Below are 22,983 nucleotides of genomic sequence, written 5' to 3' on the forward strand. Positions count from 1 at the left end.
GACGCCCGCGGCTCGGGATCCGGCGCTGTTGCCAGGACGCGGTTTCCAAGACGAAGGGTCATGTTCCTAAAACAATAAGACAGACAGGTCTGTCTCTACTAGTACCAAGGTACACTGATTCTCTGATGAGTGCTCCTGATGCAACCGGGGATGCCTTGCTTCCTCTAGGAGTGCGTACCGGCCATAGTGAACCAGTGGACCGGATCCTGGCCACCGCCTACGAACTTTTTTCCCACCGCGGTGTCCGCGACGTCGGGATCAATGAGCTGATTGAACGGTCCGGCGTCGCCAAGTCCACGTTTTACCGCCACTTCCCCTCCAAGGACGCGCTGGTCCTGGCTTTTCTCGCACTCCGTGACCAGGTTTGGACCGTGGACCTGATTGTCTCCGAGGCGAGGCGCAGGGGGACCACCCCCGAAGGGCGCCTGCTGGCCATCTTTGACGTCTTCGGTGACTGGTTCCAGCGTGACGATTTTGAGGCGTGCACCTTCATCAACGTCCTCCTGGAGATGGGCCCGGATCATCCGCTTGGCGAGGCCAGCATCGGTTACCTCGCCAGAATCCGCGGGCACATCCAGGCGCTCGCCGAGGAGGCGGGACTCGAACGCCCTGACGAATTCGCGCGCTCCTGGCACATCCTGATGAAGGGCTCCATCATCTCCGCAACGGAAGGCGACTTCCTCGCTTCCAAGCGGGCGCAGCAGATGGCAGGCTGGCTGATCGGGCACCACCGGAGCTGACACTGCCGGAGGCCGGCCGCCGCCAGGCCCTCTTCAGCGGCCGGTCCACATCAGTCGCGCCGCAGCAGGTTCCGCAGTGGGGCCGGGAGCCACCTCGACTTCGATCCTTCACCCGAGTCCCCGCTGCCTTGCGCGGGCCGGTCCGCCGCCCCAGCCGCGAAGTAGTCTGCGCCCGCCGGGAGGAAGCCGCCCGCCGGAAGACTGTCTCCGTCCGCCGTCAGGCTGTCGCCGCCCGCGGCCGGCGGAAGGCAGGCGTTCTCGCTCAGGTGGCACAGCAGCGCCTGCTCGGGGGACCCCGGATGCAGGGCCAGGTGCTGCAGCAGTCGGTGCCTGGCTTCCGATTCCACATCCGTGGTGGCGAGGATGTCCAGGATGAGTTCGATGACCTGGGCGCGCATCACCGTCTTGTCGATCGACCTCAGCGATTCGCTGCAGAACTCCTCCAACTCATTCGCTGCATCCTCGGGGTATCTCCCACGTTCGGAGGGGACGTTGAGCCGATTGGGCTCGCCAGGGGTGGCAGTGTTAGCGTCCATCAGGACCTCCGTGAATGGTCTCGTTTCCCGCCGTGAATTCTGCACTGGCTGATGTGGAGACCTCCGCCACCACTATGCCTGGTTCCTTAAGAGGCGTGGGCTCCGCAACCGCCTGGTTCCAGACGTTGAGTGCTGCGAAAGCAACCACCGGAATGCACAGCAGTAACAGCGTCTTCACCGGGGGCTCCTCCTTTGGCTGCCTGATCCCTTGCATGGTGCCAATGTGCGGCATGCCTCCTGTGAAAAGCTCGGTGCCCGCACCCCTCGATAGCAGGTTCCGTGCGGATTCTGGGGGGTCCGGGCGGCGAAAACGTGCGCATTGGCGCACGGCCTGGAGCTGCAGCCGGAAACTTCCCGGGTTTTCCCAAGGAAATCTCAGGATCGGTGCCAGATCGGTGTCCTGCTGGCGGGGCCGGAGGCTGCATGGGCAGCGGTTGGCACGCGCCCCTACTGCGCCTTAACAAGCGCTCCGCAGGAGCGTAGCTTTGTGGTGTTGGGACCCGTTCCGGTCCTCCGCATCCTGCATTGGGGCCGGAAGCTGACAGGAGGTAAGAGCGATGACCAACATATTCAGGCGGGGCGGCGTGGATATCCCGGAACCCTTCCGCCGTTTCCTGGAGGGGGATATGGACGCGTGGCTCCGGGTGGAGGAATACCGGGAAGCCGGTTCCTTGGTGGTAAAGGCCGAAGCACCGGGCATCGATCCTGACAATGACGTCGACATCACCCTCGCCGGCAGCCAGCTGCAGATCACAGTCCGCCGTGAAGAAAAATCGGAGCACAAGGACAAGGAAGGGTACCGCTCGGAATTCCGCTTCGGCACGTTTTCGCGAATGGTAAGCCTTCCCGGCCCGGTGAACCAGGAGGACATCCGCGCCTCGTACACCGACGGCGTTCTGGAAGTTCGAGTTCCGCTGTCCGAGGAGCCCGCTGCCGGAGCCAGGAAGGTCCGCGTCTCCAGGGGTGCGGGAACTGGCGGTACCGGAACCGGGGGTTCACGGGACATGGGGCAGGAACCCGAAGGCCAGAGTTTCGGTGGCCCCTAGGCTGGCTTAGCCCTGGTAGTGGGTCTTCGCCGGGCCCTGGCCCAGCGAGTCAACGATCGACGTCGCAACGCTGTGCAGCTTGATGTTGCGGGTGCTCGACGCTGCTTTGAGCAGCTCGAAGGCTTCCTCCTGGCTGCACCTGTTCTGCGCCATGATCACGCCGACGGCGACGTCGATTACCGTCCTGGTTTCCAGCGTGGCCTTGAGGTTGGCCGCGGCGTCGCTGTAATGGGCGAAGCGGACGGCCAGCCGGAGGGCCATTGAGGTCTGGCTGACGAAGTCCTGCGCCAGTTCAAGGACCCGGCCCTCGAAGCGGCCCTTTCGGTGCGAGTAAAGGTTCAAGGCGGCCCGGGTCTCGCCCTCGAGCACGAACGGGATGGCGAGGATGGAGCGGACGCCGTACCCCACGACCTTCTCGGCGTAGCTCTTCCAGCGGTCGTGGTTTTCCAGGTCCGTGATATGGATCGTGACCTGCTCGCGCGATGCCGTCATGCAGGGGCCGTCGCCGAAGTCGTACTGGATCTCGTCCATGGCCTGCGCCTCGGGGCTGCTGCTTGCTACGGTTGCTGCCTTGCGGTGCCGCAGCAGGGTCACGCCGCAGAGGACCTCGTCGCCCGGTTCGGAGAGGCTGCGTGCGGAGATCCGGGCAAGTTCATGGAGGAATTCGCCCACGTCGGAGCTGCTGAGCACAAGCTCGTTGAGGTGCTCCGTGATTGAGGTTTCAGGTTTTGCGGTGGACTCGCTGGCCACGATTTTTCGGTACCGTTTCGCTCAGGTCAAGACGAACCGGCGGGCGTGCAGTGCAGGGGACCCCGTGGCCGGGGCGGTAGCAGCAAGCAAGGTGCCGGATCGAACAACAATCCAACGGCCTTCTGCTAAACCGTACCGAGAAAATATACACCAGTTCTTCATGAGCCATGGCAGCGGTTACAGCCGCGGGCCCTAGGCTGGGGGAAGGTGCCGGGCGGCGATAGCCGCTGCGGCCATCGGAGCACGGCCGCCCGGACCAGGGCCGGCCAGCGAACAGGAGGAGGCCGCGGTGAGAATTGCCGTAACGGGAGGCAGCGGAAAACTTGGACGGAACGTGGTCCGCAGGCTTGTGGGGGACGGCCATTCGGTCCTCAACCTGGACCGGACGGGGAGCCGGAGTCCACAGTTCGCCGCCGTGGACCTGCGGAACTACGGGCAGGTCGTTGACGTCATCATGGGTTTGGACGACCGGCACCAGGGCTTCGACGCGATAGTCCATCTGGGCGCCATTCCGGCACCCGGCCTGGTGCCGGACGCCGCCACCTTCGAAAACAACATGCTGTCCACCTACAACGTGTTCCAGGCGGCCCGCAGGGCCGGGATCAAGAAAATCGTGTACGCCTCCAGTGAGACGGTGCTGGGACTGCCGTTCGACGTCGACCCTCCCTACATCCCCGTGGACGAGGAGTATCCGGCCCGGCCGGAAAGCACCTACTCGCTGGTGAAGCACCTGGAGGAGCAGATGGCCGTCCAGATGACGCGGTGGGACCCGGCGCTGAGCATCGTTGGCCTCCGGTTCTCCAACGTCATGGATCCGGAGGACTACGAGGAGTTTCCGTCCTTTGACCGGGACGCGGCCCTGCGCAAGTGGAACCTCTGGGGCTACATCGATGCGCGCGACGGCGCGCAGGCGGTGGCACGCGCGCTGGAATACCGCACACCGGGGTTCGAGGCGTTCATCATCGCCAACGAGGACACCGTCATGAGCCGCTCCACCGCCAGCCTGGCAGCGGAGGTGTTCCCGCAGGTGAAGGTGACAAAGGAGCTCGGCGAGCATGAAACCCTGCTGTCCATCGACAAGGCCAAGCGGCTCCTTGGCTACGCGCCCGAGCACAGCTGGCGGAACTACCACTCGACCCGCACCACGCCCACCGAGGACTGACCACCCACAGCTGTCCCGTGGGAAGCGGGGAACTAGGCGCGGGGCTGGAGGCCGGGCACGCCGTCGTCGATCCGGAAGGACGCCTTGGTGCTGACCGCTGCGCCCGGGGTGTTGACGTAGTCCAGCACCCGGAAATCTGCCGTCAGGGAATCCTTCGCGATGGTGGTCCGGACATAGCCGCGCTGGTCGTTGAAGAACTTCAGGTGGTCGTTCCAGGCCATGGTGGGGTCCGAGACGGAGCCCGTGCCGTTGCCTGTGGAGGTGACGGATGTGCACACCAGTTCCGAGCCCACCACCGGCGCGTCCGGATCCTTGTAGTCGACCTTGACGTCGTTGGCCCAGTTGCGGTGGACGTCGCCGGTGAGGACGACGGCGTTGCGCACCTTGGCGTCCACCCAACCCTGGGTGATGCGGCGGCGGGAGGAAGCGTAGCCGTCCCAGCCGTCCATGGACACGTCCTCGATGTCGGCGGCCTGGTTGCGGTCCCGCTCGGCGAAGAACACCTGCTGCCCCAGGAGGTCCCAGCGCGCCTTGGACTTCCGGAAACCGTTCACCAGCCACTGCTCCTGATCGGCCCCGGTGATGGTCCGGTTCTCCGCCAGACGCTCCTGGACGTTCTTGCGCCAGCCGTCCCCCGCCAACTGGTCGTCGCGGTACTGGCGGGTGTCCATCATGTGGAAGCTGGCAAGCTGGCCCCACTGAACCGTGCGGTAGATCTTCATGTCTGCGCCGGCGGGCATGGACGGTGCGCGCAGCGGCATGTTCTCGTAGTACGCCTGGAACGCGGCGGCCCGGCGCTTCCTGAAGTTGGCCGCAGTGTTGTTCAGCTGGGCCGGGTCCGCGTTTTCCGGGACCTCGTCCGCCCAGTTGTTATCCACCTCGTGGTCATCCCAGACCACCAGCCACGGCGCCGCGGCATGCGCAGCCTGGAGGTCGGCGTCGGCCTTGTACTGGGCGTGGCGCTGGCGGTAGTTCTCCAGCGTCACCGTCTCCGGGCCCTCGTGGTCGCGGACGTTCCCGCCGCCGGTCACGTAGGAGCCCTTCTTGTACTCGTACTGGTAGTCGCCGAGGTGCAGCACCAGATCCGGCTGGTCCTCGGCGAGGCGGCGGTAGGCCGTGAAGAAACCGTGCTCGTACTGGGCGCAGCTGGCGAAGGACATGGACAGGGCCGCCGGCGTTTCGTACCAGGCCGGGCTGGTCAGTGTGCGGCCAATAGGACTGATGTGGCGGCCGGCGCGGAACCGGTAGAAGTACTCGCGCCCGGGCTGCAGGCCGCGCACTTCCGCGTGGACCGAGTGGGCGCTTTCCGGCAGGGCCTGCTCCACGCCGCGCTGGACGACCTTCCGCATCGCAGGGTCCTCGGCAACCTCCCAGGCCACGGCGACAACGCGGGAGGGCATGCCGCCCAGTCCGTCTTCTGCGAGCGGGTTGAGCGCGAGCCGGGTCCAGAGCACGAAGCCATCGGGCCAGGGGTCGCCGGACGCGACGCCCAGGGTGAAGGGATCTGTGGGGAGGCTCGCTTCTGCGTTCCGGGGATCGGCGACGGCGGTGCCGGGCAGGGCGATGACGAGGCCTGCACCGAGGCTGCTGGTGATGAGTGTTCTGCGAGTGATGTCCATGGCCCCGAACCTAACGGGGCCGCTTGGACGGGCGAGGACGCGCGCGTGAATCGCGAGTGAACGGAAACGCGCCGTCCGGGTAAGCGGGCAGCTGCTGCACCCGGAAGGCCGCTGCCAGTTGGAAGGCGCCCTTACTAGGAAAGCTGCCTACTTGGAAGGCTGCCTACTTGGAAGGCTGCGGCACTTCGCAGGTCAGCTTGGGGTTGGCGCCCATGTAGTTCAGCGGCCCCGCGGCTATGGTGATCGCCACGGTTCCGGCCTCCGTGCACGAGTTCGGGGAGCCGCCAAAGTAGCCCCGCTGAAACGCGGCAAATACGCCGATGATGAGCCAGATGACCACAAGTAGTCCGATGATCCTCACGGCAGCCTCCGTAGCCCCGTTGCCACTTGAATGTGGAACTAATTATCCACCGCGCCTGTCATTCACGACAGGGCTACCGGAACTGGCCTCGCGGTTCTGCATGCGGCTCGGGGGCGCAGCCGGGTCAGCTGGGTTCGGTGGTGTCCACCGGTGTTTCCTCGACGTCCGGCGTGTCCTCCGCCGTGGCAATCTGGTCGCTGCCGGGCGCTCCGGTCCGCGTGCTGTCCGTGCCTTCTTCCGGCTCAAAAGTATTCGGCTCGCCGGCGCCCACCGCGACGCCGCTACCGGAGTCCGGGACGCCATCCCCCTGGGTCTGCGGTGAAGTTCCGCTGTTCTGGTCTTCCTGGCCGTTTCCTTCAGTGCTCATGTCGTCTCCTGAGACCTCGTGGGGCTGGAAGTTTTACCGTAACAGCGGGGAAGGACATCCGTAAGGGGGCTTAGGATTTCACTTCTAAGGCAGTTTTCCCCGGCGCACACAGGCGGTCTTTCAGGTGGCAGAAGAATCAGCGGACAAGCAGGGGTGGTGGCGCGTCTTCCACGACAAGTTTGTGGTTGAAGAACGCTACATGGAACCTGGTGCGCGGAAGGCGCTCTACGTGACGGCGGTCGTCCTTGCGGTTGTGGGGGCAGTCGTCTTCTTCTTCGCTCTCGCAGGCGTCCAGGATCATGACGGGCTGGCCAGCGCTGATGACGAGTCCTGGAGGTGGCTCCTGACGACGCGCTCGCAGGTCCTGACCGTGGTGATGATTGTCCTGGCTGTCATCTTCGGGCCCGTGGCGCTGCCCATCATCGTCCTCGTTGTCACGGTGGCATGGGGCATCCTGGCGAAGCATGCGTGGCGGCCGATTCTGCTGGCGGCGGCAATGCTCACCGGCGTGGGGCTGGCGCAGCTCATCGGCCGGTCGGTCGACAGACAACGCCCTCCCGTGGACCAGATGCTGTTCGGCGCAGACCACACCTTTTCTTTCCCGTCGGGCCACGTTTTGGGGGCCTCTGACTTCCTGCTGATTACGGCATTCCTGGTCTTTTCCCGCCACCGGAAACCAAAAACAACAGTGGTCGGTTTTGTCTGTGCCATCATCGGAGTAATCCTGGCGTCCGTCAGCCGGCTGTACCTGGGCTATCACTGGGTGAGCGACGCCGTCGCTTCCGTGGCACTCTCGCTGGTGGTGCTCGGTGCCGTGATAGCCGTCGACACCTGGCGCACCGCCCGGGTGCCGGGCGAGGAAGTTACGGGCGAGCTTTCCAAGGCCGACGCCCCGGACTGAAAGCATGGCCACTGAAGCGGATGTCCGCAGGATCTGCCTTGCACTGCCGGGCGTGACCGAGCGCGTCAGCTGGAACCAGCCAGCCTGGTTCGCTAAAACCCTGATGGCCCGCATCTGGGAAAGGGACGTGCTCACGGTCAAAACCGAGGAGCGCGAGGCTCTGGCCGGCACGGATCCGGAGACATATTTCTGGACCCCGCACCATGAGCGTTCACCGCAGCTGGTCCTCGTCCGGCTTTCAAGGGTCGACGGCGGCCTGCTCGCCGAACTGCTCGAGGAGTCCTTCCGGCTTGCCGGCGGCCGGCTGTAGCCTGCAGGGATCAATCGCCCTCGTCCGGGCGGGCGCTTCGGGCCCGGGCAAGCTTCAGCTGCCGCCGGAGACGGGCGTTGTCCATTTCCAGTTCCAGCACCTTCGCCACGCCCGCCAGGTTGAGCCCTTCGTCCAGGAGTTCTCCGATGCGGCGCAGGACGGCCAGGTCCGATTCGCTGTATTGGCGGGTGCCGCCGTCGGTCCTTTCCGGGGTCAGCAGGCCGCGGCGCTCATAGAGCCGGATGTTTTGCTGGCCTGTTCCCACGAGCTCCGCCACCACCGAAATGGCGTACAGCCCGCGCCCAGTGCTGTCCCGGTTGGCCATGTGATTCCCCGTCCAAATTTTCCTGATTTTCCCCTTGCCCAAGTTTGTCACCAGTGCTATAAAAAATCTATATCCACCACCATAGATAACGGTGATGGGTAGCCATAGAACCTACATGCTGAAGGGAGTGGGAAATGATGCTAATCCGTACCGACCCGTTCCGTGAGCTGGACCGTCTCACCCAGCAGGTCTTCGGAACAGCAGCCCGTCCGGCGGCCATGCCGATGGATGCCTGGCAGGAAGACGGGGAATTTGTGGTGGCCTTTGACCTGCCAGGGATTTCGCCGGACGCCGTGGACCTGAACGTTGAAAGGAACGTCCTCACTGTCCGGGCGGAGCGCCGGGATGCCACCCAGCCTAACGTCGAACTGGTGGTTTCCGAGCGGCCACGCGGCGTCTTCAGCCGGCAGCTCATTCTCGGGGACACGCTGGACGCGGACAACATCAAGGCCAGCTACGACTACGGAGTGCTGACTCTCCGGATCCCGGTCGCCGAGCAGGCAAAGCCACGGAAGATCGAGATCGAAAGCAAGGGACAGCTGCAGCAGATCGAGACGTAGCCGGCCGCCACGCTGGCGGGGCGGCCTTCACCTACCCGAAGGCCGCCCCGGCCACGGCTATAGGAACAACCACCTGAACAGGCTTCAGTGATGACCACACCCGCACCGGACTACTATGCGGTGCTGCAGATTCCGCACCGCGCGTCGCAGCAGGAAGTCGCCCGTGCCTACCGCGCGCTGCTGCGCCGCCACCATCCGGATCTCGCCAACGGCGACGCGGTACCAGCCGAGCTGCAGCTCGTCATGCAGGCCTTCTCCGTGCTTCGGGACCCGAAGCGCCGGGCGGCCTACGACCGCCAGATCCTTCGTGCCGGGGCTCCCGACCCATCAACCAGCCAGCCACACAGTATTCCGGTCCATGTAGTCCGGCACCGTGAACCGCCGCTGCGCGTCACCCGCGTCAGATGGGAGAGCGGACCCTGGGCCTGAACCGACCCGAGCGTCAGAGGAGAACCACAGCCATGAGCGATTGGCGCCGCTACGACTCTCACCTGATCCCGGCCTTCCATGAGCGCTTCGAGCAGCGCTGGGGCAAGGGCACAGCGCCGTTCCTGGATCCCGAGGCCCATGAGGAGCCACTTCCCCGCGCACAGTGGATCAATCCCACAACCGGTGCCGCCCTGGCCGTGGTGCCCATCTGGTCCGACGACGACCGCCAGCACCGTACGTTCGGAGTGTTCTACCTGCCGCCGGCCGGGGACATTTGGGTGCTTCGCCCTGGCCTCACACAGTTCCTTGAGCCTGGCGAGGCCGGCTCCGAGAACCTGGTGGGCTTGCGGAATGACGCCTTCCGCAAGGCCGTGTCCCACGCCAACGAATTCCTCTTTGGGCCGCCGCCGCTGGTGGACTGATCCGCAACGGGACTAACCCGGCCCGGCGAAACCAACGCTGCCAAAATCAGGCCCTGGAAAATCAGGCCCTGGGAAGAAGCCCGGCCGGGGTGAACCCGGCCCGCCAATTCCCGGGCCAGTGAAGCCTGGAACAGCGAAGCCGCCCTGCCCGTCCCCGCCGCCGGCGGGGCCGCTGCCCAGCAGGCTCCTGGTGAGGGTCTCGCCGTCGGCCATCAGTTCTTCCACCGCCCCGAGCAGGTGGTTGTCTGCCACGGGTGCGGCGTGCAGTGCGGCACGCACGACGGCACGGCGGACCAGCTCGCGTGCGAACGAGGCCGTTGTTCCTTCGGTGCGGGCGGCAGCGTCCCGGACAGCCTCCGGACTGAACGGAATGCCGCGCGCGTACAGCGTCACCAGCCTTACGCGCTCGTCCGCTGCCGGCAGCGGAATATCCACGGCGAGGTCCACGCGGCCGGGGCGCTGGGCAAGGGCGCGTTCGAGCATGTCCACGCGGTTGGTGGTGAGGACGAATGCGACGTCGGCGTCGTGGTCCAGGCCGTCCATGGCGTCCAGCACCTCGAACAGCAGCGGCTGCGGCCCGTGCCCGAAGCTCCGGTCCTCGGCGATCAGGTCGCAGTCCTCAAGCACAACGATTGAAGGCTGGAGGGCCCGGGCCATAGCGGCCGCCTCGGAGATCCTGGCCAGGGATCCTCCGGACAGCAGGATCGCGGTGATGCCGGCACTCTGGCTCAGCAGGTACCGCACCGTGTGGGTCTTGCCGGTCCCCGGTTTCCCGTAGAGCAGGATGCCACGCTTGAGGTGCTGGCCGTACTCGTTCAGCGACTCCCGGTGCGCGGCGATGCCGAGGGCGTGATCAGCGACTTTCTGGAGCAGCCCCTGGGGCAGGATGACGTCGGAGGCGGTGAGTTCCGGCCGGGCGTGGAACGTCACGCCTCCGGTGCTGGGCCCGTACTCTCCCATGACCAGGGAAATGACCTGGCCCTTCAGGACGCTGCCGCGCTGCATGCGCCGGCGGAACTCGGCCAGGAAGTCCGCGGCGTTCTTGGCGTCGGCAGCCAGAACCTCCAGGCACGCAGTCTGCCGCCCGTACCGTGGAGCCGCGTCCCGCTGCAGGACAGCAACAGGGCTGCCCGCATGCCTGAACAGCCACAGGCCCAGCGCCACGGCCTGCCGCTGTTCATCAGGCCCCACAGCCAGATTGATGTAATCGGGCTGCGACAACGGAAACTGCGGGAAGAACTGCGACTGCTGCAGCATGTCGCTCAGGGACTGGTGGTGGCGCTGGTCACCGCCGCCGATGCCCACCAGCCGGAACTCCGCGTCCTCGGCGGCGAGCTCGGCCATCAGGATGTCTGCGTCCATGAACCGGTGCGCCGGCACCTCCTCCACCACCACAGCAAGTGATTCGGCCGGCATCGCCAGATGTTCGGTGATTGTTGTCAGCAACTGCCGCCCGGCCTTTACGCGGTGCTGCCCGGACTGGGCGATCTGCACCAGCTGCGCGAAATCATCGATGAACTTCCCCAATTTTTCATCCATGCCGCAGACCCTACCAGCGCCGGTCAAGGTCCCCTCGTCAGCGGCCCCGCCCTGTGCCATTCTGGGAGGTACCGCAGTCCAGGGGTGCCACAGTCCATCGGTACCGCAGTCGTCTTGAGCTGTTGAAGGACCGGAGCCGTCGAAGGAGAAGGCCATGTTTGCGCCCAAGGGTTCGTTTTCCAGCTTTAGCGTCAACGATGTGGCCCGCGCCCGGGAGTTCTATGGGCAGACGCTCGGCCTGGCCGTCTCCGACGGCGCGATGGGGACGCTGGAGCTGTCCATGCCGGAAGGCCACAGGATTTTTGTCTACCCCAAGGACAACCATGAACCGGCCACCTTCACCGTCCTCAACCTGGTGGTGGACGACGTCGAAGCGGCGGTTGACGAGCTCAACGCGGCCGGCGTCCAGACCAAGATTTACGACGATCCCGGCCTCCCCACGGACGAAAAGGGAATAGCCCGGGGGATGGGCCCGGATATCGCATGGTTCAAGGACCCGGCCGGGAACGTGATTTCTGTGATCAATCCGGGCAGCGCGGCGCCCTGAGCGGTAGACTCCGGCAATCTGAAGTTTTGGCCCACCGGCCTTTCACAACGTCACAGAGGTCCAGCGATGCATCCTTCCGCCAAAGAACTGGCAGCCATGGTTCCGGCCGATTTCACCCTGGGGGTGGCGACAGCCGCCTTCCAGATTGAAGGGGCGCTCGATGAGGACGGCCGCGGACCCGCGGGCTGGGACGTCTTTGCCGCCAAACCCGGGAACATCGTGGACGGGCACAGCCCCGCCGTGGCGTGCGACCACTACCACCGCATGCCGCAGGACGTGGCCCTGATGAAGGAGCTGGGCGTCGACTCCTACCGGTTCTCCCTGGCATGGCCGCGGATCCAGCCGGACGGGCGTGGAGCGGTGAACCGGGCCGGCCTGGACTTCTACGACCGGCTGCTGGACGAGCTGCTGGCCAACGGAATTTCGCCGATGGTCACGCTCTACCACTGGGACACTCCGCTGGCTCTCGATGAGGACGGCGGCTGGCTCAACCGGGACACCGCCTACCGGCTGGGGGAGTTTGCCGCCATCGCCGCGGCCGCCTACGGGGACCGGGTGGCGCGCTGGGTGACCATCAATGAACCCGCCACCGTGACCACCAACGGTTATGCCCTGGGCCTGCACTCCCCGGGAAAGGCTGACTTCGCCAACGGCCTGCCCACCGTGCACCATCAGCTGCTGGGCCACGGCCTGGCCCTGCAGGCCCTTCGGGCCGCCAGGGTGCCCGGAGAAATCGGCATGACCAACGTGTACTCACCCGTGGTGCCCAACTCCGGCAACCCCCTTGACTGGATGAGTGCCGGAGCGATGGACATGGCGCAGAACCGGCTCTATGCGGACCCCGTGCTTACCGGGAAGTATCCGGACCTGATCCGCCTCGGGAAGTTCTTCTCGTCCTTCGACCATCCGGACGAGGACATGGCCGTCATTTCCCAGCCGCTGGATTTCTACGGCATGAACTACTACATGCCCACCCGGGTGGCGGCGGGCGGGGGCGACAGCCCCGTTCCGGCGGCGATGGCGGAGGCGATGGGAGATGACCTCAAGGACGCCACGCCCGGTGCTCCGCTCCACATCGAACCGTGGCCGGACACGGAAACCACTGCCTACGGCTGGCCGGTGAAGCCCGAGTACATGGCCGTGGCGCTCAAGGAAATGGCTGAACGGTACCCAAACCTTCCGCCCGTGATTATCACCGAGGGCGGGGCCAGCTTCGAGGACATCAGGGTCCTCGACAAGTCCACGAACCGGACCTTCATCCCCGACGAGCGGCGGGTCCGCTACCTCTCCGATCACCTCGGCACCGCCCTCCGAGCCACGGCCCCCGGCGGCGAGGCCGAGGCGATCGACCTGCGCGGCTATTACGTCTGGTCCTTCATGGACAACTTCGAATGGTCCGGCGGGTACAAGCAGCCGTTCGGACTGGTGCATGTGGATTTCGAGACGCAGGTGCGCACGCCGAAGGCCTCGTTCTATTGGTTCCAGGAGCTCCAGGAGGAACGGAAGCTGGCCGCGTCCGCGGATGCTGCCGTCGCGGCTGCGGCTGCAGAACCGGACGGAGCCATGGCTGATGGAATGCTGACCGATGCAGGGATGTCCGACGGCGGAACGCCCGACGGCGGGCCGGTCACCTAAGCAGGCCGGGCACCTAGAGCAGTTCGAGGTTCCGTAGCTGGCGGGCTATGCCCGCGCCGTCCGGGGAGTAGATCCATGGCACTGTCGAGGCGCTGTGGTCCCCGTCTTCAGAGTGCCCGCCGGCGAAGACGGCCTCGCTCACGGACAGTTGCCGGATGGCGATGGCTGCCACCTTGTCCGCGTTGTGCTGAGTGAACTGCGAGTAGATCTGCTCGTCATGCTGGCCGTTGTCGCCAATGAGCAGCCAGCGCATGTGCGGGAACTCCGCCGCCAGCCGCTCAAGGTTGCGGCGCTTGTGCTCCTGGCCGCTGCGGAACCAGCGGTCCTGGGTCAGTCCCCAGTCTGTCAGCAGCAGCGGGCCGGCGGGATACATGTTCCGGGTCAGGAACCGTGCGAGCGTGGGCGCCGCGTTCCATGGCCCCGTTGAGAGATAGATGACCGGCGCGTCCGGATGCTCAACGGTGAGCCGGTCCAGCAGCACGGCCATGCCGGGGGTGGCCATCCTGGCCCGCTCGCTCAGGACGAAGGTGTTCCAGAGCGCCAGGAAGGGCCGGGGGAGTGCCGTGACCATGACGGTGTCGTCGATGTCGGAGACAATGCCGAACTGGGTACCGGGGGCAATGACAAAGATGCTTGCTTCCGCCGGCTCGGCGCCCGCGGAACGCAGTACGGCGGTGTGCCAGCCGGGCGCCAGGGACACCGGAATATCGATGTCCACCAGGCCGCCGCGGTCCGCCTTGACCTTTGTGACTGTTCCGCCGATCTCAATCTCCACGTCCGAGCCGGGAATGGGAACGCTGGTGAACGCTCGCCAGCCGCGCACATTCTCGGTGCCGTTCCGGGCGGCATGGTCGGCGCGGCTGCCGGGCACGGGCTTGCTGGCCAGCACCACCCTGCCCAGGACCCGGACCCACTCGGTGGAACCATAGCCCTGATACGCGACGGTCTTGGGTTCGAACTTCCAGCGCCGGGCGGTCTTCAGGCGCGCCGTATTGATCGCATCCGAGAGCCAATGGGCCAGGCGGAAGACGCGCGTTCCTGACAAACTCGTCCCTGCCAACGGTGATTCCTGTGACGCCATGTACATGCCTTCACTCTGCCACAGGGCAGGGGCCCATGGGTTGCCGTCCCGTTCTCTGTTACTCCCAGCCGTCTCCCAACATGCCGCGCAGGGTGGCGGCGTTGCGCACGGCGTTGCCTCCGCCGTCGTTGTTGAAATACGCGAAGACGTCCCGTCCGGAGCCGCGCCACTCCCGGATCCTGTCAGCCCACCAGCCCAGTTCCTCGTCCGAGTAGGAGCCGCCGTACAGGTGCTGGTGGTCGGGCCCGTGCAGCCTGACGTAGACGAACGGGGCGGTCGCCTGCAGGTTGCAGGGCAGGTTGGCGCCGCTCATGATGGTGTACGCCGCCCCGTGCCGTTCCAGCAGCCCGTACACCTCCGGCTGCTCCCAGCTCGGATGGCGGAATTCCACGGCCACCCGGATCCACTCGGGCACGGCGCCGAGGAAATAGCCCAGGCGGGCGTCATCCCTCGCCATGCCCGGAGGCAGCTGGACCAGCAGCACGGCGCGCTTGTCGCCGAGTTCGTGCCAGCACCGCGAGATCCGTTCGATCCAGACTTCGGGACCGTACAGCTTCTTGCCGTGGGTGAGGCCGCGCGGGGCTTTGACGGACAGGGAAAACCCGTCCGGCAACCTGGTCCGCCAGCCGGCGAACGTGGTGTCCCGCGGCCAGCGGTAGAAGCTGGCGTTCAGCTCCACTGTGCTGAACCGTGCCACATAATGCTGCAGCCGGTCCCGGGTGGGAAGCCCCGGCGGATACAGCACATTCTCCCAGTGGTCGTAGCTCCAGCCGGACGTTCCGATGTGGATGTTCATCCGTGGGAACTCAGTCGAAGTGGGTGGCTAGGGGGCCGCCGCCGGCGGACTCCACGATGGCAGCAGCGACGTCGCGCAGCTTCAGGTTGCGCGTGCTGGACGCCGACTTGATGAGGTTGATGGCGTCCTCCTGGCTGCAGCGGTTCTGCGCAATGATGATGCCGACGGCCGTGTCAATCATGGTTCGCGATTCCATCGCCTTCCTCAGGTTGGCCGCGTTGTCGGTGCGCTGGGCGAGCAGGACCGCGAGCCTGAGGCCCTTGGAGGCCTGCCGCACGTAGTTGACTGCCCTCTCCACGGCGGAGGCGTCAAAGGCGTTCGGCTTCTCGGAGTACAGGTTGAGGCCCGCGCGCGCATCGGCCCCGGGCAGCTCGAAGGGGACCGCCAAAACCGAACGGATGCCGTTCTTCAGCACGGTGTCGTTGTAATCCGGAAACTCTGAATCGAGCTCGAAGTCCGGTACGTGGACCAGGACGCCCTCCCGGCAGGAGCGCAGGCAGGGGCCGTCGCCAAACTGGTACTGGATCTCGTCCACCGCCTGGGCGTGCTCGCTGCTGCTGGCCACGGTGGCCGCCGAACGGTGCCGCAGGAGGGTGATGCCGCAATAGACCTGGCCGCGCGGCCCCGACATGCTCTCCGCCGAGAACCGGGCCAGCTCGTCGAGGAAATCCTGGACATCCTGGGTGTCCAGCAACATGTCCTGGACGTGCCCCACCACGTCGGCTTCATTCACGCGACTATCCACTCAGGGCTCCAATTCCGCCCCGCAACCCGGCACAGCGCCGGGAAGACGAGGCAAGGTTGACTGGCAGGCTCCGGCGGCCGCTCCGCCTAACCTCAGGCTACACCCGGCCACCCCTCGTGCGGCGGGTCCGGCTGTGGCACTGTAAGGGCATGGTACGCATCGAGGATTATGCGGTGGTCGGGGACCTGCACACCGCGGCCCTGGTCAGCACTGAAGGTTCCATTGACTGGCTGTGCCTTCCTCGGTTCGATTCCCCCGCCTGCTTCAATGCGCTCCTGGACACCCCCGAAGCCGGCCGCTGGCTCCTCGCCCCGGCAGCCGGGGGCGGCTGCACGCGGCGCCGCTACCGCCGGCACACCCTCATCCTGGAAACCGAGTGGGAAACCGACGACGGCGCGGTCCGGGTTATTGACTTCATGCCGCCCCGTGACGAGGTCGCGGACATCGTGCGGATCGTGGTGGGGCTGCACGGACATGTCCGGATGAGAAGCGAGCTGGCCCTGCGCTTCGACTACGGCCACATCATGCCCTGGGTGCGCCGGGACAGCCACGGTCTCCATGCCATCGCCGGTCCTGATTCTGCCTACCTGGTGACCACTGCCCCGCTGCGGGGCGAACGCATGCACACCGTCAGCGACTTCACCGTGAAGGCCGGCGAACGGGTGCCGTTCGTGCTGACGTGGGCGCCCAGCCATGTGCGCCGGCCCCGTTCCGTGGATCCGGAAGAAGTGTTGGACTCCACCGAGCGTTTCTGGCAGGAGTGGGCAGACAAATGCAAGGTGGCCGGGCCGTACAAAGATGCGGTCCAGCGCTCGCTGATTACCCTCAAGGCCCTAACCTACGCACCCACCGGAGGGATCGTTGCGGCCGTGACCACGTCGCTGCCGGAGCAGTTGGGCGGGCCGCGGAACTGGGACTACCGGTACTGCTGGCTCCGCGATGCCACTCTGACGCTGCAGGCGCTGCTGGCCGCAGGCTACACCTCCGAGGCCGCGGCCTGGCGCGACTGGCTGCTGCGGGCCGTGGCAGGCGACCCGGCCGACCTGCAGATCATGTACGGGATCCACGGCGAACGCAGGCTGCCGGAAATGGAACTGCCTTGGCTGTCGGGCTATGAGAATTCGGCGCCGGTGAGGGTGGGCAACGCCGCGGCCGGCCAGTTGCAGCTGGATGTGTGGGGTGAAGTGCTGGACTGCCTAGCCCTGACCCGCAACTCGCTGCTAAAGCACACTGACGAAGCCTGGGACGTCCAGGTGGCGCTGATGGAATACCTCGAAGGCGCCTGGGACCAGCCGGACAACGGGCTGTGGGAGATGCGCGGTCCGCGCCGCCATTTCACCCACTCCAAGGTGATGGCATGGGTGGCGGCAGACCGGATGGTCAAGGGGGTCCGGGATTCCCGGCTTCCCGGTCCGGCGGACCGCTGGGAGGCACTCCGCGACACCATCCATGCCGAGGTCATGGCGAACGGTTTCGACCCCGGCCGGAACACCTTTACGCAGAGCTATGGCCGGCCCGAACTCGATGCCAGCCTGCTCCTGATTCCCCGCGTGGGTTTCCTTCCGCCCGACGATCCGCGGGTGCTCGGCACCATTGATGCGATTCAGCGTGAACTGACGGAGGACGGGTTCGTGCTCCGGTACCGGCCGGAAGCGAGCGACGACGGGCTGCCGGGGGCCGAGGGGGTGTTCCTCGCCTGTTCCTTCTGGCTCGTGGAGGCGCTGCTTGGAGCAGGCCGGCGCAGGGAGGCCACGGAATTGTTCGAGCGGCTGCTGTCGCTGCGCAACGACGTCGGCCTGCTGAGCGAGGAATGGGGTGTCCAGAGTGGTCGGCACTTGGGGAACACCCCCCAAGCGTTCAGCCACTTCGCGCTGGTGACCAGTGCGCTGGAACTGAACCAGCGCCGGCCCCGCCGAAGCGACAGGCCGCTCCCGTCCAAGGCCGGTACCGGATGACAGCTCTCATCTTTGGCGTTAGGTAAGTATACTTACTAAACACGTCACCGAAGGGTGAAGAAGGAGGAGAGCCAAATGGCTGGATATTTCGAGTTGGTGGACGCTCCCGACGGCGGTTACAGGATCCGGCTGCTGGATGGATCGGGGGCGCTGATGGCGGTATCCGTCACCTTTCCGACGAAACGAGCAGCAGTTGCCGGGGTTGCCCAGGCCAGGGAGATTGCCGGTACGGGGCTGATTCGTGACCGCTGCAAGGACGCAGTGAAGCGCCCGGCCCCTAAGCGTCATGGAAAGCCGGCAAGGCAGGCGATGAAGTCGACGGTGGGCATCGGTTATGGGTCGCCGAGGGCCGCGTCGCACCGGGTGCCCGGGTCTGACCGCGTCCCCGCGCCGATGCTGGCCGAGCACTGAGGTCGGCTGGAGTGTCGGAAAGTAAAGGGTCGCAGAATCAGTTGTCACCGGGGAAGCGCAGAGAGAAGGGGGTCCTGTTCGATGTTGACGGGACCCTGATCGACTCCGCCTATATCCACACCCTTGCCTGGTGGCAGGCGTTCCGCCAGTCGGGCTTCGATGTGCCCATGGCCCGGATCCACCGCTGTGTGGGGATGGGTGGGGCGCGCCTGGTTGACAGTCTGCTGCCGGACTCCCGGAACAAGGACGTGGACGAGACTATTCTGTCCGCCCATTCCGGGGTTTTCGGCACCTACTGGCCGTCACTCCGCCCCTTGGATGGGGCCCGCGACCTGCTGGCCAAGTGCAAGGAAAATGGACTGGCGGTGGCTCTGGCCTCTTCTGCGAGGGAACAGGATCTCGAAGCGCTTCGCTCGGCCCTGTCGGCGGATGACTTTATCGACGCCGCGACGAGCTCCAATGATGCGGAGAACAGCAAGCCCGAGCCGGACATCCTTGTGGCGGCGCTGGAGGCCGTGGGGCTTGACGCCTCCGGGGCCGTCTATGTGGGGGACGCGGTTTGGGATGTCATGGCGGCCAGCAAACTCGGTATCCCCACCATAGCCCTCACCTGCGGGGGCACCAGCGAAGCTGAGCTGCGGGAAGCGGGGGCCGTTGAGGTCTATGACGGTCCGCGGCAGCTCCTCGACAACCTGGACGGCAGCGCGATCGGCAGGTTGCTGGCCGGATAGGGCTTCGCGGTTTGAAGGGGCCGGGCTTGAGGGTCCCGGCTTGGAGGCCCAGATGCGGTCAGGCCCCGGCCGTGTCTGCCCCGGACTGGGTGTTCGTAGACTGGGTGTTCGTGGACTCGGTGTTCGTGAACGCGCCCCCCTCGGGCTCGTCGGCGTAGGTCCCCTTGTTCCACGACACCGCGACTGCCACGGAGCCGTCGTCGTTCCGGACCACCTCGGTGAGCACGTCCGAAACCGCCGCCCCCATGGCGAGGATCTTTGCTTGGTAGGTGCTCACCAGTTCCTCGAGGCTCGCCTCTGTCCATTCGCCTGGGCGCATGCGTGTGGAGATTTCCACCGGTTCGGGCTGGTACAGCGACATGACGGGCGCCTTTCCTTGGGGGCAAGAACAGTTCCTACGCTAGGAGCCTTCTCTGGCCGAAACAAGAGAAAAGGCAAGGATGCGTCCTTCCGCCTCCGCGGCCTCAGACAATTGATAAGCATACTGATCTTCACATTGTGACCGGAGCACGTTACGGTCGAAAGGACGCGACGTGCAGCTACAGGAAGGCATTTCATTGAAGGCACTGACTTGGCAAGGCAAGCGCTCGGTGAGCGTGAAGGAGGTACCGGACCCGGTCATCAAGGAGCCCACGGATGCGATCGTGAGAATCACGTCGTCCGCGATCTGCGGCTCGGATCTCCACCTGTACGAGGTGCTTGGCCCCTACATGCACAAGGACGATGTGCTGGGGCATGAACCCATGGGCATCGTGGAGGAAGTGGGGAGCGCCGTCACCAACCTGAAAAAGGGCGACCGCGTGGTCATACCCTTCAACATCTCCTGCGGCCACTGTTACATGTGCTCGCAGGGCCTGCAGTCGCAGTGCGAAACCAGCCAGGTCCGGGAAAAGAACTCCGGGGCCGCGCTGTTCGGGTTCTCGGAACTGTACGGCTCCGTGCCCGGCGGGCAGGCGGAGTACCTGCGGGTGCCATTCGCGGACTACGGCCCCGTCAAGGTGGGGCAGGAACTGCCGGACGAACGGTACCTGTTCCTCTCGGACATCCTTCCCACCGCCTGGCAGGGCGTGAAATACGCCGATGCTCCGGCCGGCGGCACCCTGGCGGTCTTCGGGCTGGGCCCAGTGGGGCAGTTCGCCTCCCGCATCGGCACCTACCTGGGCCAGCGCGTGATCGGCGTGGATCCGGTACCGGAACGCCGCGAGATGGCGGCGCGACACGGCGTCGAGGTCCTGGACTATGCGAAGGGCGTGGCTGACGAACTGCGCGAGATGACCGGCGGCAGGGGACCGGACGCGGTGGTGGACGCCGTCGGTATGGAGGCGCACGGCTCGCCGGTGGCAGCCTTCGCGCACCAGGCGCTGGGGCTCCTGCCCGACAAGGTGGCGCAGAAGGCCATGGAAACTGCCGGAGTGGACCGTCTCGCGGTGCTGCACACGGCCATTGACGCGGTCCGCCGCGGCGGCACGCTGTCCCTGAGCGGCGTGTACGGCGGCACGGCCAGCCCCATGCCGTTGCTGACCATGTTCGACAAGCAGATCCAGCTCCGCATGGGCCAGTGCAACGTCCGCCGGTGGACGGACGAGCTGCTCCCGCTGGTGGAGGACGACGCCGATCCGCTGGGCGTGATGGATCTGGTCACCCACACCGCGGGGCTGGCCGACGCGCCGGAGCTGTATGAGAAGTTCCAGAAGAAGGAGGACGGCTGCATCAAGGTGGTCCTCAAGCCCTGACCGGCAAGTGCGGCACCGGGATATAGACACCGGGCTTTAGCAGCGAGGTCCGGGACGGCGGCTGGCGGGTGACTCACCCGCCAGCCGCTTTCCGTTTCTCCTACTGCTCGCGCCACTCGTGGCCGGTGATGTGCGAGCCGGCCTGCGGCCCCATCTGGAGCATCCCGCCGTCGACCGCCCATGACGCCCCGGTGACGTAGCTCGACGCCGGAGAGGCAAGGAACGCGATGACCGCGGCCACCTCCCGGGCATCGCCGGGCCGCCCGAGGGGAACGCCGGGCCGGTCCTTGGTGCGGGGGTCTTCATCGGCTTGGCCCGTCATCGGCGTCGCGATTTCGCCGGGGGCCACCGAGTTGGCGGTGATGCCGTGGCTGGCCAGTTCCAGCGCAATGGTCTTGATCAGCCCGCCCAGCCCATGCTTGGACGCGTCGTAGGCCGACGAGCCCACCCGCGGCTGCGTCTCGTGGACGCTCGTGACGGCGATGATGCGGCCGCCCCGCCCGGCGTCGACCATCCGGCGGGCTGCCGCCTGGATGCAGAGGAAGGCGCCGTTGAGGTTAGTGTCCAGGGTCTTGGCCCAGGTCTCATAGTTCAGCTCGAGGAACTTGGTGCCGTCACCCGTGCCGGAGTTGTTGACAAACACGTCGACGCCGCCCAGGTCCTCTGCCAAGGCCTCGATGACGCCGGCGCACGCCAGGAGGTCGGTGGTGTCGAGCTGCCGGACCACCGCGTTCCGGCCCGCTGCACGGACCTCCTCCGCCGTCCGCTCGGCACCGTCCCGGTCCGAGTGCCAGGTGACACCGACGTCCAGTCCCGCCTCGGCCAGGGCCACCGCGGTGGCGCGGCCGATCCCGGAGTCGCTGCCGGTGACGATGGCCGTGCGGGGCGAGAAGTCGGGCGAGAAATTCATGGTGCGTCCTTCCGTGTGGTCCCTTTTGAGGGGTCAGGCCGCCGCATCGACGACGCAGAAGCGGTTTCCGTCCGGGTCTTCCAGCACGATGAAGTCCGGGTCATCCGGATACGAGTCCCAAGCCACCCTGGCTGCCCCGAGCTCGACGAGCCGCTCCACCTCCGCTGCCTGGTCGTCGGCATAGAGGTCCAGGTGAAGGCGCGGATGGGACTGCACCGGAGTCTCGCTGAGCATGAGGGCGAGCCGGGCGCCGTCGCCCTTTTGCGGGACGAGCACCACCCACGTTTCGTCGCCGTCCTCCCGGGGGATGTAGCCGAGGGCGTCACACCAAAAGGCGGTGGCGCGGGCGACGTCGTCGACGCCGAGGACAGTCGTTCCGATCGTCAGCATGCCCCCATGCTTCCGTGCGTGCAGTTGTGACGCAAGGGGTTTCGGGCGGGCTGACGTGCACGCGGGAATCGAAATCGCCGGAGACACGCGAAACCGCCGGAAGCTTCCAGCGTGCTGGCAGTCTTCCGGCGGTCTCGGCGATGTGGGATTGGGGCGACGTGGGATTGGACTAGGTCAGGCGGACCTGGCGGTTCATGTCCTTGTAGAGCAGGTAGCGGAATTCGCCTGGGCCGCCGGCATAGCAGGCCTGCGGGCAGAAGGCGCGCAGCCACATGAAGTCGCCGGCCTCCACCTCCACCCAGTCGTTGTTCAGCAGGTACATGGCCTTGCCCTCCAGGACGTACAGGCCGTGTTCCATGACATGGGTTTCCGGGAAGGGAATCACGCCGCCCGGCTGGAACGTCACGATGTTCACCTGCATATCGTGGGCCAAATCGCTGGAGTCCGTGAAGCGGGTGGTCTTCCAGACGTCATTGGTGTCCGGCATCGACGTCGGCTCCACATCCTTCTCGTTGGTCACGAAGGACTTGGCTTCATAACCCTCAAGCCGTTCGTAGGCCTTGCGGATCCAGTGAAAGGACACGACGTCGTCGGAGACATTCTCCAGGCCCCACTCCGAACCGGCGGCTAGGTAGGCGTAGCCGCCCTCCTCAAGCTGGTGCAGTTCGCCGTCGAGGGTGAGGCTGACCTTGCCGCGGGTCACGAAGATGACGCCTTCGACGCCGGCCTCGAACTCGGCCTTGGGCGCGCCGCCGCCCGCGCCGATCTCAACAATCAGCTGGGAAAACGTGGTGGCGAAACCGGAAATGGGGCGGGCGATAATCCAGGAACGGGTGTTGCTGAATCCCGGCAGGTTGCTGGTCACGATGTCGGTCATGACGCCCTTGGGAATGACCGTGTAGGCCTCGGTGACGATGGCCCGCTCAGTGGTCAGGTGGGTCTGCGGCGGCAGTCCGCCTTCGGGGGAGTAGTACTTTCCCAT

The 22,983-nt window shown here is 65.9% G+C and carries 28 protein-coding genes; 14 read left to right on the plus strand and 14 right to left on the minus strand.

Annotated elements, in window-relative coordinates:
* The first annotated feature begins 125 nt into the window (after window positions 1–125).
* Window positions 126–740: a TetR/AcrR family transcriptional regulator gene (locus ACTHQX_RS17140; RefSeq protein WP_236805134.1), complete on the plus strand. Its 615-nt coding sequence runs from the start codon at window positions 126–128 to the stop codon at window positions 738–740.
* Window positions 741–790: 50 nt separating this feature from the next.
* Here the strand turns inward: ACTHQX_RS17140 and ACTHQX_RS17145 are convergent, their stop codons facing one another.
* A complete protein-coding gene (locus ACTHQX_RS17145; RefSeq protein ID WP_440158370.1) occupies window positions 791–1,276 on the minus strand; it encodes a hypothetical protein in 486 nt (161 codons plus the stop codon).
* Window positions 1,277–1,833: 557 nt separating this feature from the next.
* Between ACTHQX_RS17145 and ACTHQX_RS17150 the strand changes: the two genes are divergently transcribed.
* On the plus strand, window positions 1,834–2,322 hold the full coding sequence (locus ACTHQX_RS17150; RefSeq protein WP_440158368.1) for an Hsp20/alpha crystallin family protein: 489 nt from the start codon (window positions 1,834–1,836) through the stop codon (window positions 2,320–2,322).
* Between the two features lie 6 nt (window positions 2,323–2,328).
* Here the strand turns inward: ACTHQX_RS17150 and ACTHQX_RS17155 are convergent, their stop codons facing one another.
* Entirely contained in the window at window positions 2,329–3,072 is a 744-nt protein-coding gene (locus ACTHQX_RS17155) for a GAF and ANTAR domain-containing protein (RefSeq protein ID WP_236805130.1), read from the minus strand.
* A gap of 289 nt (window positions 3,073–3,361) precedes the next feature.
* On the opposite strand from ACTHQX_RS17155, the gene ACTHQX_RS17160 reads away from it, so the two are divergent.
* Entirely contained in the window at window positions 3,362–4,234 is an 873-nt protein-coding gene (locus ACTHQX_RS17160) for an NAD-dependent epimerase/dehydratase family protein (RefSeq protein WP_440158366.1), read from the plus strand.
* 32 nt (window positions 4,235–4,266) lie between these two features.
* On the opposite strand, the gene ACTHQX_RS17165 is transcribed toward ACTHQX_RS17160, so the two are convergent.
* The 3 genes from ACTHQX_RS17165 to ACTHQX_RS17175 form a co-directional block, all read right to left on the minus strand.
* Window positions 4,267–5,853, minus strand: coding sequence for an alkaline phosphatase D family protein (locus ACTHQX_RS17165; protein ID WP_440158364.1), 1,587 nt, complete (start codon window positions 5,851–5,853; stop codon window positions 4,267–4,269).
* 163 nt (window positions 5,854–6,016) lie between these two features.
* On the minus strand, window positions 6,017–6,214 hold the full coding sequence (locus ACTHQX_RS17170; RefSeq protein ID WP_236805119.1) for a hypothetical protein: 198 nt from the start codon (window positions 6,212–6,214) through the stop codon (window positions 6,017–6,019).
* A 124-nt stretch (window positions 6,215–6,338) separates the two neighbouring features.
* Entirely contained in the window at window positions 6,339–6,581 is a 243-nt protein-coding gene (locus tag ACTHQX_RS17175; protein WP_236805118.1) for a hypothetical protein, read from the minus strand.
* Between the two features lie 124 nt (window positions 6,582–6,705).
* Here ACTHQX_RS17175 and ACTHQX_RS17180 point away from each other — a divergent pair, with 124 nt between their 5' ends.
* Window positions 6,706–7,482, plus strand: a complete 777-nt coding sequence (locus ACTHQX_RS17180) for a phosphatase PAP2 family protein (protein ID WP_440158362.1) — start codon at window positions 6,706–6,708, stop codon at window positions 7,480–7,482.
* 4 nt (window positions 7,483–7,486) lie between these two features.
* Window positions 7,487–7,792 (plus strand): MmcQ/YjbR family DNA-binding protein, encoded by a 306-nt coding sequence (locus tag ACTHQX_RS17185; RefSeq protein ID WP_440158361.1) that lies wholly within the window; start codon window positions 7,487–7,489, stop codon window positions 7,790–7,792.
* Between the two features lie 10 nt (window positions 7,793–7,802).
* Here ACTHQX_RS17185 and ACTHQX_RS17190 read toward each other — a convergent pair whose 3' ends face one another.
* On the minus strand, window positions 7,803–8,117 hold the full coding sequence (locus tag ACTHQX_RS17190; protein WP_236805116.1) for a MerR family transcriptional regulator: 315 nt from the start codon (window positions 8,115–8,117) through the stop codon (window positions 7,803–7,805).
* A gap of 137 nt (window positions 8,118–8,254) precedes the next feature.
* On the opposite strand from ACTHQX_RS17190, the gene ACTHQX_RS17195 reads away from it, so the two are divergent.
* The 3 genes from ACTHQX_RS17195 to ACTHQX_RS17205 all read left to right on the plus strand — a co-directional run bounded on the left by ACTHQX_RS17195 (window position 8,255) and on the right by ACTHQX_RS17205 (window position 9,528).
* Window positions 8,255–8,677, plus strand: a complete 423-nt coding sequence (locus tag ACTHQX_RS17195) for an Hsp20/alpha crystallin family protein (RefSeq protein ID WP_236809437.1) — start codon at window positions 8,255–8,257, stop codon at window positions 8,675–8,677.
* A 90-nt stretch (window positions 8,678–8,767) separates the two neighbouring features.
* Entirely contained in the window at window positions 8,768–9,106 is a 339-nt protein-coding gene (locus ACTHQX_RS17200) for a J domain-containing protein (protein WP_440158359.1), read from the plus strand.
* Between the two features lie 32 nt (window positions 9,107–9,138).
* Window positions 9,139–9,528, plus strand: coding sequence for a hypothetical protein (locus tag ACTHQX_RS17205; protein WP_236805114.1), 390 nt, complete (start codon window positions 9,139–9,141; stop codon window positions 9,526–9,528).
* 12 nt (window positions 9,529–9,540) lie between these two features.
* Here ACTHQX_RS17205 and ACTHQX_RS17210 read toward each other — a convergent pair whose 3' ends face one another.
* A complete protein-coding gene (locus ACTHQX_RS17210) occupies window positions 9,541–11,067 on the minus strand; it encodes an AAA family ATPase (protein ID WP_440158357.1) in 1,527 nt (508 codons plus the stop codon).
* A 154-nt stretch (window positions 11,068–11,221) separates the two neighbouring features.
* On the opposite strand from ACTHQX_RS17210, the gene ACTHQX_RS17215 reads away from it, so the two are divergent.
* Both ACTHQX_RS17215 and ACTHQX_RS17220 read left to right on the plus strand, forming a co-directional pair.
* Window positions 11,222–11,614, plus strand: coding sequence for a VOC family protein (locus ACTHQX_RS17215; RefSeq protein WP_440158355.1), 393 nt, complete (start codon window positions 11,222–11,224; stop codon window positions 11,612–11,614).
* Window positions 11,615–11,680: 66 nt separating this feature from the next.
* On the plus strand, window positions 11,681–13,249 hold the full coding sequence (locus tag ACTHQX_RS17220; protein ID WP_440158354.1) for a glycoside hydrolase family 1 protein: 1,569 nt from the start codon (window positions 11,681–11,683) through the stop codon (window positions 13,247–13,249).
* A 13-nt stretch (window positions 13,250–13,262) separates the two neighbouring features.
* On the opposite strand, the gene ACTHQX_RS17225 is transcribed toward ACTHQX_RS17220, so the two are convergent.
* Genes ACTHQX_RS17225 through ACTHQX_RS17235 form a run of 3 tightly spaced genes read right to left on the minus strand, consistent with a single transcriptional unit; the run spans window position 13,263 to window position 15,823 of the window.
* The gene (locus tag ACTHQX_RS17225) at window positions 13,263–14,336 is read right to left on the minus strand and encodes an App1 family protein (RefSeq protein WP_440158352.1); all 1,074 of its coding nucleotides are present in this window, start codon (window positions 14,334–14,336) and stop codon (window positions 13,263–13,265) included.
* 52 nt (window positions 14,337–14,388) lie between these two features.
* A complete protein-coding gene (locus tag ACTHQX_RS17230; RefSeq protein WP_440158351.1) occupies window positions 14,389–15,126 on the minus strand; it encodes a DUF72 domain-containing protein in 738 nt (245 codons plus the stop codon).
* 10 nt (window positions 15,127–15,136) lie between these two features.
* Window positions 15,137–15,823: a GAF and ANTAR domain-containing protein gene (locus ACTHQX_RS17235; protein ID WP_236809434.1), complete on the minus strand. Its 687-nt coding sequence runs from the start codon at window positions 15,821–15,823 to the stop codon at window positions 15,137–15,139.
* 197 nt (window positions 15,824–16,020) lie between these two features.
* On the opposite strand from ACTHQX_RS17235, the gene ACTHQX_RS17240 reads away from it, so the two are divergent.
* From ACTHQX_RS17240 to ACTHQX_RS17250, 3 genes are all read left to right on the plus strand, one after another.
* The gene (locus tag ACTHQX_RS17240; RefSeq protein ID WP_440158349.1) at window positions 16,021–17,826 is read left to right on the plus strand and encodes a glycoside hydrolase family 15 protein; all 1,806 of its coding nucleotides are present in this window, start codon (window positions 16,021–16,023) and stop codon (window positions 17,824–17,826) included.
* Between the two features lie 75 nt (window positions 17,827–17,901).
* Window positions 17,902–18,237 carry a YegP family protein gene (locus ACTHQX_RS17245; RefSeq protein ID WP_440158348.1) on the plus strand — a complete coding sequence of 112 codons (336 nt, stop codon included), beginning with the start codon at window positions 17,902–17,904 and terminating at the stop codon, window positions 18,235–18,237.
* An 11-nt stretch (window positions 18,238–18,248) separates the two neighbouring features.
* Window positions 18,249–18,968, plus strand: a complete 720-nt coding sequence (locus tag ACTHQX_RS17250; RefSeq protein WP_440174633.1) for an HAD family hydrolase — start codon at window positions 18,249–18,251, stop codon at window positions 18,966–18,968.
* Window positions 18,969–19,026: 58 nt separating this feature from the next.
* On the opposite strand, the gene ACTHQX_RS17255 is transcribed toward ACTHQX_RS17250, so the two are convergent.
* Complete coding sequence (locus ACTHQX_RS17255) at window positions 19,027–19,329, minus strand: hypothetical protein (RefSeq protein ID WP_440158346.1); 303 nt, start codon at window positions 19,327–19,329, stop codon at window positions 19,027–19,029.
* A gap of 196 nt (window positions 19,330–19,525) precedes the next feature.
* On the opposite strand from ACTHQX_RS17255, the gene ACTHQX_RS17260 reads away from it, so the two are divergent.
* Window positions 19,526–20,701: a zinc-dependent alcohol dehydrogenase gene (locus tag ACTHQX_RS17260; protein ID WP_236805104.1), complete on the plus strand. Its 1,176-nt coding sequence runs from the start codon at window positions 19,526–19,528 to the stop codon at window positions 20,699–20,701.
* A 100-nt stretch (window positions 20,702–20,801) separates the two neighbouring features.
* Here the strand turns inward: ACTHQX_RS17260 and ACTHQX_RS17265 are convergent, their stop codons facing one another.
* The 3 genes from ACTHQX_RS17265 to ACTHQX_RS17275 all read right to left on the minus strand — a co-directional run bounded on the left by ACTHQX_RS17265 (window position 20,802) and on the right by ACTHQX_RS17275 (window position 22,983).
* Window positions 20,802–21,611: an SDR family oxidoreductase gene (locus ACTHQX_RS17265; protein ID WP_440158345.1), complete on the minus strand. Its 810-nt coding sequence runs from the start codon at window positions 21,609–21,611 to the stop codon at window positions 20,802–20,804.
* Window positions 21,612–21,644: 33 nt separating this feature from the next.
* Window positions 21,645–22,001 carry a VOC family protein gene (locus ACTHQX_RS17270; protein ID WP_111904956.1) on the minus strand — a complete coding sequence of 119 codons (357 nt, stop codon included), beginning with the start codon at window positions 21,999–22,001 and terminating at the stop codon, window positions 21,645–21,647.
* Between the two features lie 169 nt (window positions 22,002–22,170).
* On the minus strand, window positions 22,171–22,983 hold the full coding sequence (locus ACTHQX_RS17275) for a bifunctional allantoicase/(S)-ureidoglycine aminohydrolase (protein ID WP_236805102.1): 813 nt from the start codon (window positions 22,981–22,983) through the stop codon (window positions 22,171–22,173).

Origin of the sequence: Arthrobacter sp. SAFR-023, from assembly GCF_051965295.1 — a bacterium.
In the GTDB taxonomy this organism is placed as follows: domain Bacteria; phylum Actinomycetota; class Actinomycetes; order Actinomycetales; family Micrococcaceae; genus Arthrobacter.